The following is a 17773-nucleotide window of genomic DNA, read 5'->3' as shown; positions in this document are numbered from 1 at the left end:
TTGCGGGGTCATGCCGACCGGGAGGATGGGAGGACGACACGGCCCCGCGATGACGGGATCAGGCATCATGCACCATGCGCGATCCAGATCGATTTCGGTTCGGTGAAGTTTTCCAGTGCGATCTCGCCATGCTCGCGGCCAAAGCCGGAATCCCGAGTGCCGCCCCAGGGCAACCGCACGTCGGTCGGCCCGAAGGTGTTGGCCCAGACGGTGCCTGCCTTCAGGTCGCGCAGGAAACGGTGCATCCGGCGCATGTCGTTGGTCCAGATGCCCGCCGCGAGACTGAAGCTGGTGCCGTTGGCGATGGCGAGCGCCTCGTCCTCGTCCTCGAAGCCGATCACCGAGGCGACAGGGCCGAAAATCTCCTCCTGCGAGATGCGCATCTCGGGGCGGACATCGTCGAACACCGTCGGGGCGACAAAATACCCGCGCTCCATGGCGCGGGCGCCGCCTGTCACGAGCCGTGCGCCCTCTTCTTCGCCGATACGGATATAGTCGAGAATCCGGTCCATCTGTTTCTCGGAAACGACCGGCCCCATCTGCGTGCCGCCATCGGACGGATCGCCGGTTCGGATCTTCTCGGCCCGCGCCACGAGCCGTTCCACGACCTCCTCGCGGATCGAGTTGTGGACGACGATCCGGGAGCCGGCCGAGCAGACCTGCCCGCTGTTGAAGAAAATACCGGACGCGGCGGCCTTGGCCGCGGTTTCAATGTCGGCATCGGGGAAGATGACGTTTGCCGATTTGCCGCCGAGTTCCAGAGTGACGCGCTTGAGGTTGCCCGCGGAGCCTTGCAGGATCTGCCGGCCGACCCCCGGAGAGCCGGTGAAGGTCACCTTGTCCACGTCCGGGTGATCGACCAGTGCCTGCCCGGCGATGGCGCCGAAGCCCGGCACGACGTTGAGCACGCCGGCGGGAAGGCCAGCCTCGAGCGCAAGTTCGCCCAGTTTCAGCGCGGTCAGCGGTGTGAGTTCCGCCGGTTTCAGGACCACGGTGCAGCCACAGGCTAGGGCCGGGGCGATCTTCCACATGCCGATCATCATCGGGAAGTTCCAGGGCACGATGGCCCCGACCACGCCGACCGGCTCGCGCACGGTGTAGGTCAGTGCGTCCTGCCGGGCGGGAATGACCTGTCCGTTGATCTTGTCGGCGAAGCCCGCGTAGTAGGTCAGCGTGTCCAGCACCGCCGGCATGTCCTGCCGCCGGATGGTCGAGACCGGCTTGCCGGAATCGAGGCTTTCCAGTTCGATCAGTTCGTCCTGGTCGCGGCGGATGAGGTCGGCGAAGCGCAGCAGGATCTGGCCGCGATCGGCGGCGCGCATCCGGCCCCAGTCGCCGGTCAGCGCCTTTCGGGCGGAGGCGACCGCGTCGTTCACATCCTCCACGCCCGCCTCGGCGACCTGTGCGAGCGGTTGCTCGGTGGCCGGATTGACTGTTTCAAAGCTGCGACCGGAGCGCGCGGGCACCCGTTCACCATGAATGATCAGGTCTGCACGGGTGGTCGAGATATCATAGGGCATGGCGTCTTCTCCTTATGCATATTATTTCATATTTCATCTTCGGCCTCTCGCATTCGAAGCCGCATGATTTCAACTTAATGGCCTTTTGTTTTTGAAAAATATGATATTTACTGCATATAGGTCGAAATGACCGTTCAAAGTTATGCACGGCAATGCATATTAAGGAGACTCGTATGCAGATCGAGATTGTCCCTGTCTGGCGGTTTCGCAAGTCCGAAGACGAGCCGCCGATGATGGTCATGCTGGATTTTCTCAACGAGATCCGCGCGACCGGCAAGATCACTCGCGCGGCCGAGCAGGCGCAGATTTCATATCGGCACGCGTGGAACCTGATCGAGAAATGGTCGGACTTCTTCGAGACGCCGCTGGTGGAGCGCAAACGCGGCAAGGGCACCAACCTGACGCCGTTCGGCGAACGGCTGGTCTGGGCGGGACAGCGGTTGCAAGCCCGGCTGATGCCGCAGCTCGCCAACCTGGTGCACGAGCTGGAGGCGGAACTGGCAGAGTTTCTGCCGCAGGCCACCACGGAGATCCGTGCCCATGCCAGCCACGGCTTCGCCGTGGAACAGTTGCAGCGCATTCTCGACAGCCAGGGCGACATGGTCTTCAACCTGCGCTACGTCAGCAACGAAACCTCGCTGATGGCACTGAAGCGAGGCGAATGCGACCTTGCCGGACTGCATCTGCCGCAGGGGCCGCTGCGTCGGCAGGCGATCGAGGCGAACCGGGACTTCCTGACGGGAGAGCGCTACAGCGTCATCAGCTTTGTGACCCGCGAAATGGGCTTGATGCTGGGGGCCGGCAATCCGCTGGGGATCCGGGGCGTCGAGGACCTGAAGACCCCCGACATCCGGTTTGTCGCGCGCGATCCGGTCTCGGGGACGGCGCATCTTTTCAAGCAGATCCTTGCGCAAGTCGGCATGACGCCGGATGACATTGGCGGCGGGCATCCGTCCTTCGAGTTCACACATGCCGCCGTCGCCGCCTATGTCGCGAGCGGCATGGCCGATGCGAGCTTTGGCGTGGAGGCCGCCGCGCGTCGGTTCAACCTGGAATTTCTGCCCTTGGTGACAGAGGACTACGTGTTCGTCTGTCGCGAGGCGCTGCTGGCGTCGGAAGCCATGAAGCGGGTCATCGCCGCCATGCAGAGCCGGGAGTTCACGAGCGCGATCAAGACCCTGCCGGGGTATCGTGCCGCCAATCCGGGGGGCGTGCAGCCCGCCGCAGAGGTCTTCGGAGAGTGATACTGGTCTTTTGCAAGCTGTGACGGAGAAGCCGAGCGCCGAACTGGATTGGCTTTGGTGTCAGGGTTTCACAGGGTGAGCTGGGCAATGTCATGGCGTGTCATTGCTGCATCTTCATGTGAGCGGGTCCTCTTGCGAAAACAGACGCGTAATGTCGTCTTCCAGCCGCTTGACGGGCTCGGCGTTGTAGGAATGAAAGTATTCCATATTGCTTGGGCCGATACCGTGTTGATCCGACTTCGAATGTCAGTTCAGTTCAGCTTTCAGCCATTCAATGAGGCGATCCACAGCGGCGTAATCCGAGCGCCGGGTGCCCCTGAAGACGGAAATCTCGTTTGGCCTGTCGACGTACAGATCGCAAGCGGGTCGTAATTTGCCGTCCTCTATCATGTCACTGACCGTTCTTTTCCATCCCAAGGCAACCCCCTGGCCGGTGACCGCCGCCTGCAGCACGAGGGGATAACTGTCGAATGAAACCATTCGCAAGCGGGACGGACGGGCAATGCCGGTGGCGGCGAACCATTCCGGCCAGTCAAACCAGTCCTGCGGCGTGACACGATGCGACAGGAGAGGCAGGCCGCTCAGGGTTTCCGGCGAGATCGGAGCGGTTTTATCCGCGAGCAGGGAGGGCGCGCAGACCGGAAAGATACTGTCCGCGGCGGTAAAGAGCAGCCGGGCCGAGCCCGAGGCGCGGCCGGTGGTCTGCAGGGCGATGTCGAAGGGTTCGGTGGCCTCCGTAAGCGGGGCAAGCGCGCTGACCAGTTGCAACTGCACTTCGGGATGGCGGGCATGGAAATCCGAAAGACGCGGCATCAGCCAGTAGAAGGCCTCGCAGAGCTGGCAGCGCAGCACGACTGTGTCGGGGTCGCGGCTGCCGCGAAGGGCGGCGACCTCGGCCCGGATCGCTGCCAGAGCGTCGCCAGCGACCTGTCCCAATCGGCGACCTTCCTTGGTCAGGAACACCGCGCGGTTCCTGCGTTCAAACAGGCGCAGGCCCAGCTCTGCCTCGAGCTGGCCGATCTGGCGGCTGACGGCAGTTTGCGTCAACCCGAGCTCTTCGGCGGCACGGGTGAAGCTTTCGAGCCGGGCCGCGGCCTCGAACGGGCGAAGCCGAGCAAGTTGGATGTCGTCTTTTTGCATGATCTGAACTTATGTATTTTTACCCTTTTATCATTTTTAATAGGGTTTTGCGAATGATTGCATGCACACATGACATCATTCAGTTCCATTTCGCAGAGGGTGCCGGGCCTTGGGTCGGGCATCGCCGCGATCACGGCCGGCGTCTTGCTGCTTTCGCTGTCCGACGCGCTGGTGAAACTCAACAACGAGGGTTTGTCACTCGGGCAGGTTCTGACAGTCCGATCCGGCATTGCCGTGCTGTGCCTCGGGGCGGTCTTGCGGCTCACCACACGCATGAACATCGGCCTGGTCCGTGTCACGGGCTGGGTGTGGTTGCGCAGTTTGTGCCTCGCCCTGATGTGGGGCTGCTATTACGCCGGGCTGCCCGAGTTGTCGTTCTCCATCGCGGCTGCCTGTTATTATACCTCGCCGATGTGGATGGCTTTCCTGTCGTCAACGCTGCTCGGAACGCGCATCGGGGGACGCGGGTGTGTTGCGATCCTTTTGGGTCTTGCGGGCGTGATGACAATCCTGCGTCCGGGCCTGGATGAGGTATCGCCGATGATCGGACTGCCGTTGCTTGCCGGGTTCTTCTACGCACTCGCGGCCGTGATCACACAGGGGCGTTGCCGTGCCGTGCCGGCGATGTCGATGGCGATGAACCTCAACCTTGTTCTGTTTCTGGCTGGCCTGGGGCTGGTCGCCGGCCTGTGGTGGAGCGGACAGGGGAACGACGCGGGCTTCCTTTTGTCGGTCTGGCCTTCACTGAAAGTGGCGGATCTGGGTCTGCTGGCCGGGTTGGGCGTGTTGCTCGCTGTCATCACCGCCCTGGTCGCCTATGCGTATCAGAGGGCTTCCGCACCGATCATCGGCTTGTTCGATAACGGGTATCTTGTCTTCGCCCTGTTCTGGAGCGTCTTGATCTTTGGCGATCGACCGGGCTTCATTGATCTTCTGGGCATTGTGCTGATCGGAAGCGGGGCACTTCTTGCCACCACTGCGTCGGCCAATCGCGGACCGGACCAGAGCCAAGGGAACTAACCATGTCGCTGGACACCTGGATTGCCTATACCATTGCCTGCGTTGTCCTGACGGTGATCCCCGGACCGAGCGTCCTGCTTGTGATCGCGCAGGCGCTGACCCGGGGCAGGGTGGCTGCGGCGATGTGCATTCTCGGCGACGTCGTAGGGAGTGTCGTGCTTGTCGGGCTGTCCTTCGCCGGGGTCGGAGCTATCCTCGCCGCCTCCGCGATCCTCTTCCAGATCGTGAAATGGGCCGGGGTCCTTTATCTGGCGTGGCTGGGCATCGGCCAGATCATGGAGGCGCGGCGCGATGCACCGGAGAGGGTCAGCCATGGAGGTGGCGCTTCTTCCTGGAGCAGCTTCTGGGCCGGAACAGTGACCGCCATTCTGAACCCCAAGGCGATCGTCTTCTACATGGCATTCCTTGCCCAGTTCATCGACCCGCAAGGCGATCTGCCCGTGCAGCTTGCGGTGCTGACGGTGACCTCCAGCCTCGTTGTCGTGGTGTTGCTGGCCGGGTATGCGCTGATCGCGGAGCGGGCGGGTCGGCTCTTTGACAGTCGGCGCGCGCGTCGCCGCATGGGCTACGCTGGCGGCGGGTTCATGATCGGCGGTAGCGCGGTCATGGCGGTGACGCGTTAGAGCTTGTCGGGAAGGTTGAACATTGGATTATTTCTGATCTTGGTCTGCAGAGATGACAGCGACATCAAACCAACTGGTCGAGAGTTTCTACAACGACGTGTGGAACAAGCGCGACTTCCGGGTGGCGCATGAGATAATTTCAACAGATTTCAGATTTCGTGGTTCGCTTGGACCTGAAAAGCTCGGCATCGGCGGCTTTCTTGAATACGTTGAAGCCGTCCACAAGGCGCTTGGAAACTATACTTGCATCATTAAGGACTTAGTCTGCATTGATGACAGGGCGGCTGCCCGTATGATTTTTCGAGGAACACATCAGTCTGACTTTTTCGGAGTCAGTTGTACCGGCAAAGACATTGAATGGGCGGGCGCCGCTTTTTTTGGAATATCGGACGGCAAGCTCTCCAAGCTTTGGGTGCTTGGCGACCTGGACGCTGTAAAGCAGCAATTGAGTGCGCCAACAGTCGGTCGGTTCTGACGTTCTATGTCTGCTTTGTCACGCTCTTTGCCAAGTCGCAGTCGTCACAGCGAAGTCATCCAAGCACGACTGCACCGGTGGCAGCATCTCGAACGCGGTTACCTGCTCGCCAATTGACGTTTCAGGTGTCCTCGTCCGTTTTCCGGGACCGTTCCGCCATCAGGTTTGCCATGGTGGGCTTCCCGGTAGCCCTGAGCCCGGCAACCGCGCCAAGATAATCTCGCTCTTCGCGGTTCTGGCTGATCTTCGATTTCGCGAGAGTCCGGCTTGCCGTTATTCGGAATGCGACGATGCTTTCAAGCATCCCCTGCATGTCGTCTTGTGGCGCATCTGCCATGCGCCAAGCATTCTCGCCGTTCAGCTTTCGCTCGTGCGTGCGCGTCAGAAGACCCACGGCTGCACGTTTGGCCTGTTCGTCGTGCTGGAACGAAATGGTCCCGCAGATATGTACCGCCTGATAGTTCCAGGTCGGAACGTGGCGGTGATGGTCGGCCTTGCTTGGAAAGAAGTTCGGTGAGATGTAGGCGTCTGGACCACGGAATATGGCCAGAACCTCTTGCTCCTCGGCGATCATCCGGTGCATGGCATTTGCCTGTGCGACATGGCCGACCAGTGATCCGTCCGGGGCCCGGAGCAACGGCATGTGGTTTGCCAACAATCCTTCTTCCTTCTGCGCCACGATCCAGGCCAGTGGCGCTGTATCGAGTATCTCACGGACCGCCGCAGGATCGGCTCTTCAAAATGCGATGGTGTGTACATTCCCGGCCCCTGTTGCGGTTGCAATATCGTGCCGCGCGGACGCAATGATGTCCCAACGCTTTTGTATCAGGAAGCGGACCGCCTGGTGCGTGCTTCGATAGCCTGGACCACCGCGATCATGTCATCCTCATCGCGGCCCATGGCCTCGGTTTCGGCATAGAGCGCCTCGCAGACGTTCATCAGGGGGGAGGCAGTGCCGGCGGCTCTTGCAGCTTCCAAGACCAGACGGCTGTTTTTCAGCACGTCCGAGATACCGGCCTGACGGCTGAAATCCTGGATGCGCAGCTTGTCGATCTTCACGCGGGAGACGTCGCTGGCCATCGGCCCGGCATTGAGGATGTCGGCGAAGCGGTCCATGTCGAGCCCGTGGCGCGCCGCGAAATGCGCGGCTTCGGCAAGGCCGGTGACCATGGTGATCAGGAAGGTATTGACCGCAAGTTTCATTTGCAGGGCGCCGGGTACGGTGCCGCAGTCGAAGAGCTGTTTGCAGATCGGCGAGAGCATGGGGCGCAGGCGTTCGACCTCCTCGGGAGGTCCGGCCAGCATGCCGACGAGTTGGCCTGCCTCCGCCGGCTTTCGAGAACCAGAGACCGGCGCCTCGACAAAGCGGCCGTCGGCGGCGGCGATATCCTGTGACAAGCCCTGGGAGTATTTCGCGGAGGTCGTGCCCATCGACACGATGCAATGCCCGGCGACACGATGCGTGAAAGCCTCGGTGTCGCGGCCCAGAACGGCATCGGTCGCGGCCTCGTTTTCCAGCATCAGAAGCACCGTGGTGCATTGGGCGAAGAGGTCGTCCACATCGGCTGCCACCTTGGCCCCGGCCTCTCTCAACGGGGCGGTTCGTTCCGCCGTCCGGTTCCAGACCATCAGGGACTGTCCGGCGCGGCGCAGGTTCAGCGCCATAGGTTCGCCCATGGTGCCCAGGCCGATGAAGCCGATTTGTTCTCCTGATGCCATGACTGTCTCCCGTTTCCGCGGGACCCAAGCTAGCCGAGCTCAATCATTCTGAATAACGAAATGAATGAAACCGTGGGTTTCAATATTCGGATATGTGAGTTTGCTGCAGAGGTTGAAGACTCTGCATTTCACCAGCAGCCTGCCGCCTCTCACCCGGGGGGCTCTGCGCCGGGGGCGATGGTGGTGCGCCTCCGCGACAGGGCGGCAGACACCGCCCGGATGATCGAGACGGCGCGCGCGCTGAAATCCGCGCTGGCCTTCAGCCCAGGCGCGCGGGGCGTCGCCGTGGTTTCGGCCATCTGCGGACAGCTGGACCCAGAGGCCGCCGCCTGCCGCTCAGGAACAGGATCGACACCCTAGGCGCCTGACGCCCAGAGCGCATGGAAGTGATGCACCGGCCCGTGACCGTGGCCCACGTTCAGCGTGTCGCTTTGGGCAAGCGCGGCGTGCAGATAGGCCTTGGCGCGGGCCACTGCCTCGGGCATGTCGTGATGCGGCAGAAGCGCGGCGATGGCCGAGGAGAGGGTGCAGCCGGTGCCATGGTCGTTGGTCGTTGTGATGCGCAGGGCCTTCAGTGCCCGGGTGCCCTCGGGTCCGGCCAGCAGGTCGGTGCTGTGCTCGCCCTTCAGATGCCCGCCCTTGAGCAGCACGTAATCGGAGCCAAGTGCCATGAGCTCGGGCAGGGCGGCTTGCATCGTCTCGGCGGTCCAGTCGTCTTCGCGGCCCAGTAACACGGCGGCTTCGGGCAGATTCGGGGTGATGACGCGGGCCAGCGGCACGAGCGCCTCGCGCACGGCCGAGACCGCTTCCGGGTCGAGCAGGGCATGGCCGCTCTTCGCGACCATCACCGGATCGAGCACGATGTTGTCTGCCCCGTGATGGCTCAGCCTGTCGGCCACGGCCTCGGCAATCCCGGCATTTGCGATCATCCCGATCTTCACCGCGTCGACGCGCACGTCGTCCAGTACCGCGTCGATCTGGGCGGCGACGAAATCGGGGTCCAGCGCCTGGAAGCAGCGAACACCTTGTGTGTTCTGCGCGACCACCGCGGTGATGGCGGAACAGGCATAGGCGCCAAGCGCGGACATGGCCTTGATATCGGCCTGGATGCCTGCGCCGCCTGAGGGGTCGGTGCCCGCGATGGTCAGGACATTGGCAATCATGACGGCACCTCTGACATCAACGCGGCGGCCTCATGCGCGACCTCGGCCACATCGAGGCTCAGGGCGAGGCTGGTTCCCTTGAGGGCTTTAAGATCGACCCAACGCGCCTCCAGCGCGTCGTCCCCTCCAACCGGCTCTCCCGCCGTCCATCGGAACAGCACGGCGATCAGGATGAAGTGCCGGCGCAGGGTGCCGGCGGGGCCGAGGTCAAACGCGTCAACTGCGGTGAACACGCGGAGCGGCTCGGCGGAAACGCCGGTTTCCTCCGACAGTTCTCTGGTTGCGGCCTCGAACAGCGTTTCGCCGTGGTCGATCTTTCCGCCCGGAAATCCCCATCGTCCCGCGTCGGGCGGATTTGCGCGGCGAACAAGAAGGACCTGGTTGTCGCGTATGACGGCGGCGATGGTCGCCGAAATCGGGCGGTGGACTGTCGATGGAGATGGCAAGGCGGCCTCGTCATGCTGAGGCCGGCAAGGGCAAGAGAGCGCTGCGATCCTGTCCCTTCGCCGGCATGATCCGGATCAGGTTCAAAGGGTCACCGCGATGCCCAACGATCCTGCGACCGAAGCGCCAGCGATATCTCAGCCCCTTGTCGGGACACCCCTAGGTGGTTCCGAGCCTATCAGGATGGTGCACGAAATCAACGCCTCCCGCGCTGTAAATTGCCGGGTCCAGATGCCTGAGGGTCTCTTCCCGCAGCACTTGCGCAAGTCTTTCGGCAAAACGCGACAGGTTTGGCGCCCGCAACAGGCGCACCTCGATATTCGGCAACTCCGGCAGGCCGAGCTCCGCGCCGACACAGGCGATATCCTCCGGCCTGCCGTGATCCGTGCGCACGGCTATGCCCAGACCACTGCGCAGGCCGGCCCAGACGGCGGGCAGGCTGGGCGTGGTGAGCGCGGCGCGCCAGCGCGTCCGGCTGTGGTCAAGCGTGGCAAGCGTTGCCTGCCGAAACAGGCAAGGGTGGTTGAACATGATGAGGGGGAGGGGGGCGGCAACGGCGACCTCCGGCAGATCGCGATGCGCCAGCCAGTGCATGGGGCATTCGCACAGGGTTTCGCCTTCGGTCGGGCTGCCGGGCCGGAAAAAGGCGATCGCGGCGTCGATGCGCCCGGCACGGACCTCTTCGGCGAGCCTGTGGTTTTCCCCGGCCTGCACGTCGACATGCACGTTTTCCACGTCCTGTCCGAACCTGCCGAGTGTCGCAGGCATCACGTCATCGAAGAAATCCTGCGGCAGGCCGAGCCGCACGGAGGCCTTGCCTGCCGCCGCGCCGACCGAGAGCGCGGCTTCGTCGTTCAGCGCGACGATACGCCGGGCATAGGCGATGAAAGCCTCGCCCGCTTCGGTCGGCACGAGGCCGCGTCCCTTGCGAACGAACAGAGTTGTGCCCGCCTGCTGTTCCAGCTTCTTGAGGTGCATGCTGACGGCGGATTGCGAGCGGCCGAGTTGCACGGCAGCGCGCGCGAAGCTTCCCAGATCCGAGCCAACGACGACCGTACGGAGCGCGTCCATGTCAAAGCTTGGCATTGGTTCCGATTCTCGAATTATAGGGTTTCGATCTATTTGATTTTCTTAAGTCATAGCCTTGGATACCCTACCGTTCAAGAGGATGCTCTCCGGCAGGACGCGATTTTGCGGCAGTCGAAGGAGAGCTTAAGGGCCAGAACCAAGATGATCGGAAATACCCTGATACTCATCGCGGCCGCCCTGCCGCTCATGGGCAGCCCGGGGCCGGCCACGATCAGCTTGGCGAGTCTGGGCGCTGCATTCGGGTTTTGGAACGCCCTGCCGTATCTCATGGGCATAATACTCGGAACCATCGTGGTGCTGGCGATCATCGCGACCGGCGTGACCGGGGTCATGTCTTCCGAGGCCTGGTTGCTGGTGGTCCTCCGCATTGCTGCGGTGGCCTATATTCTTTACCTGGCGTGGAAGATCGCGACGGCGCCTGTCGGGCAAGCGCCGACTGGCGCCGGTGGTCGTTCGGGCGTTGTCATAGGGTCGTTTCTACCGGGCCTCGGCCTTGCAGTGGCCAACCCCAAAGCCTACGCGGCGATCGGCGCCGTGTACGCCGGATACTCGATCACGCCCGAGCACCTCTTGCTTGACACGTTCTTGAAGTTCATCGCGTTGGCCTTCATGGCCGCGGTTGTGAATACTGCCTGGCTCGTATTCGGGAGCACATTCTCCCGCTTTCTGGAAGATCCGAGCGTGGGACGTGCAATCAATATCGCATTCGCTATCATGCTTGTTCTGTCGGTCGGCGTTGCGTTGCTCCTCGGTTGAACCTGCAGCGCTCGAGTTGGAGTTGCAGCAATCCACGATCAGTCGCGCCGTTCGAGAACTGGAAGGTTCTCTTGTTGCACCCTCTTGGTCTAACCGCGCCTGTGGATCAGGTCATCCAGTTCGCTTCCAATGCAATGCGCCCGAGGCGACCATCAGTAATATTCGATTGTTGGCGATTTCATTGGCGCTGCTTGATCGGGTCTACCTCCCTCAGTACTGTTGACGTGCGAGTTCGGCTTGCTTTCTTGCTTCGGCGAGACTGATGCTTGTATACGACCCAAGACCCATCTCGCGTTGGCGTCCCCAGAACTGAAAGCGAAAGATCCAAAGGGACCCGCCGTCAGGCGTTTGTAAAGCCACAGGCACAGCCCGTCGCAAAGCCCGCCTGATTTGATTTTGCCATGATGGTATCCTCCGTTTTATATACGTTCTAACGTGGGACTTCCCGGGTCATAAGGGGACCTGCGGAAACACTAAATTATTACGATGAAAGGAAAATCTATTCCAATGACACGCGGTGGGAACGTATGGCGCAACAAGCCTGCCTCTCCGGCGGGAGTATTTTTCGAACGATGAAAGAGCCGTGGCCAGAAGGATACGGGCGGCGGGTGCTGGACGAGGTGGACAGCACCAATGCCGAGGCGGCGCGGATTGCGCCCAACCTGCAAGGGCCGGAGTGGATATTGGCCCGCCACCAGACGGCGGCGCGGGGGCGGCGCGGGCGGCCCTGGGCCAACCCGGAGGGCAACTTCGCGGCGACGCTGGTGATGCGGCCCACAGAAAGCGCCGACCAGGTGGCCCTGCGGTCCTTCGTGGCGTCGCTGGCGCTGTACGACGCCTTTGTCGCGGCGACGGGACGGCCCCTGGGCTTTGCGCTGAAATGGCCCAATGACGTGCTGCTGAATGGCGGCAAGCTGGCCGGGATCCTCTTGGAAAGCGCGGGCGCGGGAAGCAGCCTCAGCCATTTTGCCATCGGGATCGGGGTAAACCTGAAGAGCGCGCCCGAGGCGGGCGCGGTCGAGCCGGGCGCGGTGCGGCCCGTGTCGCTGTTGTCGGAGACCGGGGCGAAGATCGACCCCGAGGAGTTCCTCGATCTACTGGCGCCGGCCTATGCGCGGCTCGAGGCGCAGTTCGTGACCTACGGGTTCGCCCCCATTCGCGCGGCCTGGATGGACCGGGCAGCGCGGCTGGGCGAGGTGATCACGGCGCGGACCGGGCGCGAGACCTTTACCGGCACGTTCGAGACGGTGGACGCGGGCGGCAATCTTGTTCTAACAGATGCCAAATCGCGCCACGTCATCCCGGCGGCGGACGTGTTTTTCTAAGGCGAAGAGAGGGCGGTGCCATGCTTCTGGCGATCGACTGCGGCAACACCAACACGGTTTTCGCGATCTGGGACGGGTCGGAGTTTCTGTGCACCCTGCGCACCTCGACCCACCATGCGCGGACGGCGGATGCCTATTTCACCTGGTTCTCGACACTAGTGAAGCATTACGAGATCGACCTGGACATCACCGACGTGATCATCTCGTCCACGGTGCCGCGTGTGGTGTTCAACCTGCGCGTCTTTGCCGACCGGTTCTTCGGCTGTCGGCCCATCGTGGTGGGCAAGCCGGAATGCGCCCTGCCGCGCCAGCCGCGGGTGGACGAGGGCACGCAGGTGGGGCCGGACCGGCTTGTTAATGCGGCCGGGGCCTATGACCTTTATGGCGGCAACCTGATCGTGGTGGATTTCGGCACCGCGACGACCTTCGACGTGGTGGCGGATGACGGGGCCTATGTGGGGGGCGTGATTTCCCCCGGCGTCAACCTGAGCCTAGAGGCCTTGCACATGGCGGCGGCGGCCTTACCTCATATCGACGTGACGAAGCCGCAGAAGGTGATCGGCACCAACACGGTGGACTGCATGCAGTCGGGCGTATTCTGGGGGTACGTGGGATTGGTCAACGGGGTGTGCGACCGCATCCGGGCCGAGTATGAGACGCCGATGAAGATAATCGGCACGGGCGGCCTTGCGCCGCTTTTCGCGCAGGGTGACCTGCTGTTCGACGAAATTAGAGAAGATCTGACGATGCATGGGCTGACCGTGATCCATGCCCATAACAAGGAAGGCTGATCGGGGATGAGCAGTGAGAGATTGACGTACCTTGCCCTTGGCGGGGCGGGGGAAATCGGCATGAACGCCTATGTCTACGGATACGGCGCGCCGGGCAAGGAGAGGTATATCCTTGTGGATCTGGGCGTGACCTTTCCGGACATGGACGGCACGCCGGGGGTGGACCTGATCTTCCCCGACATCGCGTGGCTGGAAGAGCGGCGCGACCAGTTGGAGGCGGTGTTCATCACGCACGCGCATGAAGACCACGTGGGGGCCGTGGCGCATTATTATGACCAGTTGGGCGCGCCCATCTATGCGCGGGCCTTCACCGCCAATATCGCGCGCCGCAAGATGGACGAGCATGGCCACCCCGAAAAGGCGGTGCAGACCGTGTCGCCCTGGCCCGAGACGACCGAAGCCGGGCCGTTCACGGTGGGGTTCGCGCCGATCTCGCATTCGATCCCGGAAAGTTCCGGCCTGGTGATCGACACACCCGCGGGCCGGATCGTGCATTCGGGCGATTTCAAGATCGACATGAGCCCCGTGGTCGGCGAGGCGTTCGACGAGGGAATGTGGGCCGAGATCGCCAGACCGGGGGTGAAGGCGCTGGTTTGCGATTCGACGAACGTGTTCAACGCCCATGAGGGGCGTAGCGAGAACACCGTGGGCCCCGAGATCGAGAAGCTGGTGGCGGGGTGCAAGGGCATGGTCGTGGCGACCACGTTTGCCAGCAACGTCGCCCGGGTGAAGACGCTGGCCGAGGCCGGCGAGCGGGCCGGGCGGTCGATCTGTCTGTTGGGCCGGGCGATGCGGCGAATGATCGAGGCGTCGGTCGAGACCGGCGTGCTGACGGATTTCCCGCGCACGATCAGCCCCGAGGAGGTGCGAGAGATCCCGCGCGAGAACGTGATGCTGATCGTCACCGGCAGCCAAGGCGAGCGCCGCGCGGCCAGCGCGCAGCTGGCGCAGGGTAAATATAACGGGATCGAGCTGAAGCCCGGGGATACGTTTCTGTTTTCGTCCAAGACCATTCCCGGCAACGAGCGCGGCGTCATTCGCATCATCAACCAGTTCAGCGAACAGGGCGTGGACGTGGTGGATGACAGCAGCGGGCTTTACCACGTGTCGGGCCACGCCAACCGGCCCGACCTGAAGAAGCTGCACCAGATCGTTCAGCCGCAATTCGTGGTGCCGATGCATGGTGAGCACCGGCATCTGCGCGAGCATGTGAAGCTGGCGGGCGAAAGCAAGCTGCACGGGGTTCTGGCGCCGAATGGCACGATGATCGACCTTTCGGGCAATCGTGCAGAAGTTGCCGAGTATGTTGAGACCGGGCGGACCTATCTGGATGGGTCGGTGAAGATCGGGGCGCTGGACGGCATCGTGCGGGATCGGATTCGCATGGCGCTGAACGGTCATGTCACGATCAACGTTATCCTGGACGAAAGCGACGAACCGCTGGGCGAGCCCTGGTGCGAGATCATGGGGCTGGCCGAGACGGGCGGCAGCCGTGCTCCGCTGGTCGATGTTCTGGAAGAGGATCTCAGCCAGTTCATGGGGCGCGCGAAGTCGAAAACCCTGAGCGATGACGATGCGCTGGAAGACGGGTTGCGCAAGGTGGCGCGGCAGAGCGCGCTTGGCGAGATCGGCAAGAAGCCCGAGGTGACGGTGATCATCAGCCGGCTGTCGTAACGCGCGGCTCAGGGCGCGCGTGGGCTTTCGCCCACCCTACGCGGGTGTTGAGGAGCGGCGCGTTGGGGTGGGTTGGAAACCCACCCTACGGGATCGGTTGGACGCGTGGGGAAGTGAATATTCACCCACCCTACGGGATCGGTTCAGGAGACCATCCGTTCGTCGAAGCTCTTGGCGATGAAGCTGGGCAGGTGGTCGCCCATGCCCACGGTCCTGGACTTGTCGTCGCCTTGCTTCTTGCCGGAGCTGCCGCGACCGCGCGAGGATTGCCTGCGGTCGTCCGCCGGGCTGGTCTCGGTTTTGGCATCGGTCGCGTCGTCGGGCGCCGGATCTGCCTTGGCCTCGTCGGTTTTCTGCGGATCGTCGTCGGGCTTGCGGCGGCTGCGCGAGCGGCGCGGTTTCTTCGGCGCCTCTTCGGACGTGGCGTCGGCCTCGGGCTCGGGCGCGGCATTGCCCAGCGGATTGTCGAGGCGCGGGATTTCTTTCTGGATCAGCTTTTCGACCGCGTCGAGGGCCTTTTCGTCGCGCGGGTTGCAGAGCGTGATCGCCTTGCCCTCGCGCCCGGCGCGGCCGGTGCGGCCGATGCGGTGCACGTAATCCTCGGGGTGGCCGGGGACGTCGAAGTTGAAGACGTGGCTGACCGATGGCACGTCAAGGCCGCGGGCGGCCACGTCGGAGGCCACCAGGATGCGCAGCGAGCCCGCGCGGAAGCCGTCAAGCGTGCGGGTGCGCTGGCTCTGGTCGAGGTCGCCGTGGATGGGCGCGGCGTCATAGCCGTATTTCTTGAGCGACTTGGCGACGATATCCACGTCCGTCTTGCGGTTGCAGAAGATGATCGCGTTGGTTAGCTTGTCGCCCTCGGCGTCGATGAGCGCGCGCAGAAGCTTGCGCTTTTCGCTGTCGGCACGGTCGCGGCGGGAGGGTTTGAACATCGCCACGCCCTGTTCGATCGTCTCGGACGCGGTGGCCTGACGGGCGACCTCGATGCGTTCGGGACTGGACAGGAAGGTGTTGGTGATCCGCTCGATCTCGGGCGCCATGGTGGCGGAGAAGAAAAGCGTCTGGCGGGTGAAGGGCGTAAGGCCGAAGATACGCTCGATATCGGGGATGAAGCCCATGTCGAGCATCCGGTCGGCCTCGTCCACGACCATCACCTTGACGTCGCTGAGGATCAGCTTGCCGCGCTCGAAATGGTCGAGCAGGCGGCCGGGGGTGGCGATCAGGACATCGACGCCCTTGTCGATGATCTGTTCCTGTTCCTTGAAGCTGACGCCGCCGATCAGGAGCGCCTTGGTCAGCTTGAGGTACTTGGAATAGGTGTCGAAATTCTCGGCCACCTGGGCGGCGAGTTCGCGCGTGGGGCAGAGCACCAAGCTGCGCGGCATCCGGGCGCGGGCGCGGCCCCGGGCCAGAAGCGACAGCATCGGCAGCGTGAAGCCCGCCGTCTTGCCGGTGCCGGTCTGGGCGATGCCCAGGACGTCGCGGCCTTCGAGCGCGGGAGGAATGGCGCCCGCCTGGATGGGGGTGGGGGTCTCGTAGCCGGCTTCTTCGACGGCTTTCAGAACCTTGGGGTTGAGGCTCAGGTCAGAAAATTTGGTCATGTATGTCCACAGTTTTGCGGACACGATTCTGGCCCGCCATCTCGAATTGGCCCATGCGTGCAGGGCCCTGCTCCACTCCCACTATCCCAAGGGCGAGCGTTGGTCAATGTGCGACGCCACGGGACGGACAGAGCGTGTATAACGTGTGAATTGTGTGCGTTTCGGCAACAATCAAGGGCGATCAGGCGAAATTCGGGAAGTGGCGGGCGCGTTTGGCGTCCAGGTCGAGGGAGACCGTGTGCAGGTGGCCGAGCGCGTCGAGCCGGCTGCGCAGGTCCGGCGTGGCCACGCAGACCTCGGTGAAGAAGGCGCGCAGGGCGTCTTCGCCGCCCTCGGACTCGAGCATCGAGAACAGCTGGTGCATCGTCAGGGCCGTTTCCGAGTGCCGGGCGTTGGCTTTGAGGTCGGGCCGGTAGGAGCCTTGGCTGAGCCGGTAGCGGAACCGCGCCTGCCAGTCGTCCCAGGTGGGGGCATGAAGATGCACGAGGCGACAGTCGTCGAGGTCGAAGAGGTTGGAATCGCGTGTCTTGCCGACGAAGGCATTGTGGATACGGATGCTGACATCGGGCTGCCCGGTGCGCACGAAGATCTTCCCGGCGACGTGGCTGAGAAAGCCGCCGTTCAGATGCTCGCCGTAGCGGGGGTACAGCCTGGTGGTCTGCTCGCGGCGGATCCGCAGCACGGGGTCGAAGCCCTTGCACCAGATCGTGCCGGGCGGCGGCGGGTCGGCGGGATCGGGCTGCATCGCCTCGACCGGGCGCACGCGGGCGGAGAGGATGCCGGGCGGGATCGCGGCCAGTTGGGCGGCGAGCGGCGAGAGAGGCTGCAGAAACTCATCGACGTCGACATGCAGGAGCCAGTCGACCTGCGGATCGCGTGTATAGCAATGGGTGGCGTTCAACGACTGGCGGTGCTGGTGCGCGTCCGGACGCCCCTTGTCGCGGCGGCGGCGTTTCCAGTAATCGGCATCCGTCAGGATCGCGCGGCACTTTGGGTGCCGCTTGAGCGCCGAGCGGGCCTCGGGGACGTCCTCGTCCAGATAAACGAAGACGCGGTGCGCGCCCAGGTCGAGATGGTGCGCGGCGAAATCCAGGATGTCCTGGGCGGGCGCCTTGATCGTGGCGACGAGGCCCCATGTGGGATCACTGCTCATGGCCAGAGCATGTGACAGGGGCGGGAGGCGCGCAAG

19 protein-coding genes and 1 riboswitch are annotated in these 17773 nt (G+C 63.3%); of the genes, 9 read left to right on the top strand and 10 right to left on the bottom strand.

What is annotated here, in order from left to right:
• Positions 1 to 65: 65 nt before the first annotated feature.
• Entirely contained in the window at positions 66 to 1520 is a 1455-nt protein-coding gene (locus FIU89_RS11985) for an aldehyde dehydrogenase family protein (protein ID WP_152492811.1), read from the bottom strand.
• 173 nt (positions 1521 to 1693) lie between these two features.
• Between FIU89_RS11985 and FIU89_RS11980 the strand changes: the two genes are divergently transcribed.
• On the top strand, positions 1694 to 2764 hold the full coding sequence (locus tag FIU89_RS11980) for a substrate-binding domain-containing protein (RefSeq protein ID WP_152492810.1): 1071 nt from the start codon (positions 1694 to 1696) through the stop codon (positions 2762 to 2764).
• 246 nt (positions 2765 to 3010) lie between these two features.
• On the opposite strand, the gene FIU89_RS11975 is transcribed toward FIU89_RS11980, so the two are convergent.
• Positions 3011 to 3904 carry a LysR substrate-binding domain-containing protein gene (locus tag FIU89_RS11975; RefSeq protein ID WP_152492809.1) on the bottom strand — a complete coding sequence of 298 codons (894 nt, stop codon included), beginning with the start codon at positions 3902 to 3904 and terminating at the stop codon, positions 3011 to 3013.
• A 69-nt stretch (positions 3905 to 3973) separates the two neighbouring features.
• Between FIU89_RS11975 and FIU89_RS11970 the strand changes: the two genes are divergently transcribed.
• From FIU89_RS11970 to FIU89_RS11960, 3 genes are read left to right on the top strand one after another with little or no spacing between them, the layout of a single operon-like run.
• Positions 3974 to 4924, top strand: a complete 951-nt coding sequence (locus FIU89_RS11970) for a DMT family transporter (RefSeq protein WP_152492808.1) — start codon at positions 3974 to 3976, stop codon at positions 4922 to 4924.
• A gap of 2 nt (positions 4925 to 4926) precedes the next feature.
• Positions 4927 to 5547, top strand: a complete 621-nt coding sequence (locus tag FIU89_RS11965; protein ID WP_152492807.1) for a LysE family translocator — start codon at positions 4927 to 4929, stop codon at positions 5545 to 5547.
• Between the two features lie 52 nt (positions 5548 to 5599).
• Positions 5600 to 6022 (top strand): ester cyclase, encoded by a 423-nt coding sequence (locus FIU89_RS11960; protein ID WP_152492806.1) that lies wholly within the window; start codon positions 5600 to 5602, stop codon positions 6020 to 6022.
• Positions 6023 to 6143: 121 nt separating this feature from the next.
• On the opposite strand, the gene FIU89_RS11955 is transcribed toward FIU89_RS11960, so the two are convergent.
• Both FIU89_RS11955 and FIU89_RS11950 read right to left on the bottom strand, forming a co-directional pair.
• Positions 6144 to 6701 (bottom strand): FMN-binding negative transcriptional regulator, encoded by a 558-nt coding sequence (locus FIU89_RS11955; protein WP_254701657.1) that lies wholly within the window; start codon positions 6699 to 6701, stop codon positions 6144 to 6146.
• A gap of 146 nt (positions 6702 to 6847) precedes the next feature.
• Positions 6848 to 7741 (bottom strand): NAD(P)-dependent oxidoreductase, encoded by an 894-nt coding sequence (locus tag FIU89_RS11950; RefSeq protein WP_152492805.1) that lies wholly within the window; start codon positions 7739 to 7741, stop codon positions 6848 to 6850.
• 183 nt (positions 7742 to 7924) lie between these two features.
• Between FIU89_RS11950 and FIU89_RS22475 the strand changes: the two genes are divergently transcribed.
• Positions 7925 to 8101 (top strand): hypothetical protein, encoded by a 177-nt coding sequence (locus FIU89_RS22475; protein WP_216647019.1) that lies wholly within the window; start codon positions 7925 to 7927, stop codon positions 8099 to 8101.
• On the opposite strand, the gene thiD is transcribed toward FIU89_RS22475, so the two are convergent.
• From thiD to FIU89_RS11930, 3 genes are all read right to left on the bottom strand, one after another.
• Entirely contained in the window at positions 8098 to 8904 is an 807-nt protein-coding gene (gene thiD / locus FIU89_RS11940; protein WP_152492804.1) for a bifunctional hydroxymethylpyrimidine kinase/phosphomethylpyrimidine kinase, read from the bottom strand. The two genes, FIU89_RS22475 and thiD, sit on opposite strands and share 4 nt — an antisense overlap.
• Positions 8901 to 9350: an NUDIX hydrolase gene (locus tag FIU89_RS11935; protein ID WP_152492803.1), complete on the bottom strand. Its 450-nt coding sequence runs from the start codon at positions 9348 to 9350 to the stop codon at positions 8901 to 8903. Before FIU89_RS11935 ends, thiD begins: the two co-directional genes overlap by 4 nt.
• 34 nt (positions 9351 to 9384) lie before the next feature.
• A riboswitch (TPP riboswitch) is annotated at positions 9385 to 9519 on the bottom strand.
• Complete coding sequence (locus FIU89_RS11930) at positions 9508 to 10419, bottom strand: LysR substrate-binding domain-containing protein (protein WP_152492802.1); 912 nt, start codon at positions 10417 to 10419, stop codon at positions 9508 to 9510. Its footprint overlaps the riboswitch before it by 12 nt.
• Before the next feature lie 159 nt (positions 10420 to 10578).
• On the opposite strand from FIU89_RS11930, the gene FIU89_RS11925 reads away from it, so the two are divergent.
• Positions 10579 to 11193 (top strand): LysE family translocator, encoded by a 615-nt coding sequence (locus tag FIU89_RS11925; RefSeq protein WP_152492801.1) that lies wholly within the window; start codon positions 10579 to 10581, stop codon positions 11191 to 11193.
• Positions 11194 to 11403: 210 nt separating this feature from the next.
• Here the strand turns inward: FIU89_RS11925 and FIU89_RS22935 are convergent, their stop codons facing one another.
• A complete protein-coding gene (locus tag FIU89_RS22935) occupies positions 11404 to 11553 on the bottom strand; it encodes an Arm DNA-binding domain-containing protein (RefSeq protein ID WP_368373306.1) in 150 nt (49 codons plus the stop codon).
• Positions 11554 to 11765: 212 nt separating this feature from the next.
• Between FIU89_RS22935 and FIU89_RS11915 the strand changes: the two genes are divergently transcribed.
• From FIU89_RS11915 to FIU89_RS11905, 3 genes are read left to right on the top strand one after another with little or no spacing between them, the layout of a single operon-like run.
• Complete coding sequence (locus tag FIU89_RS11915) at positions 11766 to 12518, top strand: biotin--[acetyl-CoA-carboxylase] ligase (RefSeq protein ID WP_152492800.1); 753 nt, start codon at positions 11766 to 11768, stop codon at positions 12516 to 12518.
• Between the two features lie 20 nt (positions 12519 to 12538).
• On the top strand, positions 12539 to 13309 hold the full coding sequence (locus tag FIU89_RS11910) for a type III pantothenate kinase (protein ID WP_152492799.1): 771 nt from the start codon (positions 12539 to 12541) through the stop codon (positions 13307 to 13309).
• Between the two features lie 6 nt (positions 13310 to 13315).
• Entirely contained in the window at positions 13316 to 14983 is a 1668-nt protein-coding gene (locus tag FIU89_RS11905) for a ribonuclease J (RefSeq protein WP_152492798.1), read from the top strand.
• Between the two features lie 143 nt (positions 14984 to 15126).
• On the opposite strand, the gene FIU89_RS11900 is transcribed toward FIU89_RS11905, so the two are convergent.
• Positions 15127 to 16584, bottom strand: a complete 1458-nt coding sequence (locus FIU89_RS11900; protein WP_152492797.1) for a DEAD/DEAH box helicase — start codon at positions 16582 to 16584, stop codon at positions 15127 to 15129.
• Positions 16585 to 16765: 181 nt separating this feature from the next.
• Positions 16766 to 17737 (bottom strand): glycosyltransferase family 2 protein, encoded by a 972-nt coding sequence (locus FIU89_RS11895; RefSeq protein WP_152492796.1) that lies wholly within the window; start codon positions 17735 to 17737, stop codon positions 16766 to 16768.
• Positions 17738 to 17773 lie beyond the last annotated feature (36 nt).

The sequence above is a fragment of the Roseovarius sp. THAF27 genome (genome assembly GCF_009363655.1).
GTDB lineage: Bacteria > Pseudomonadota > Alphaproteobacteria > Rhodobacterales > Rhodobacteraceae > Roseovarius.
Note: the sequence above shows the minus strand (reverse complement) of the source record. Positions and strands in the feature narration are given on the sequence as shown.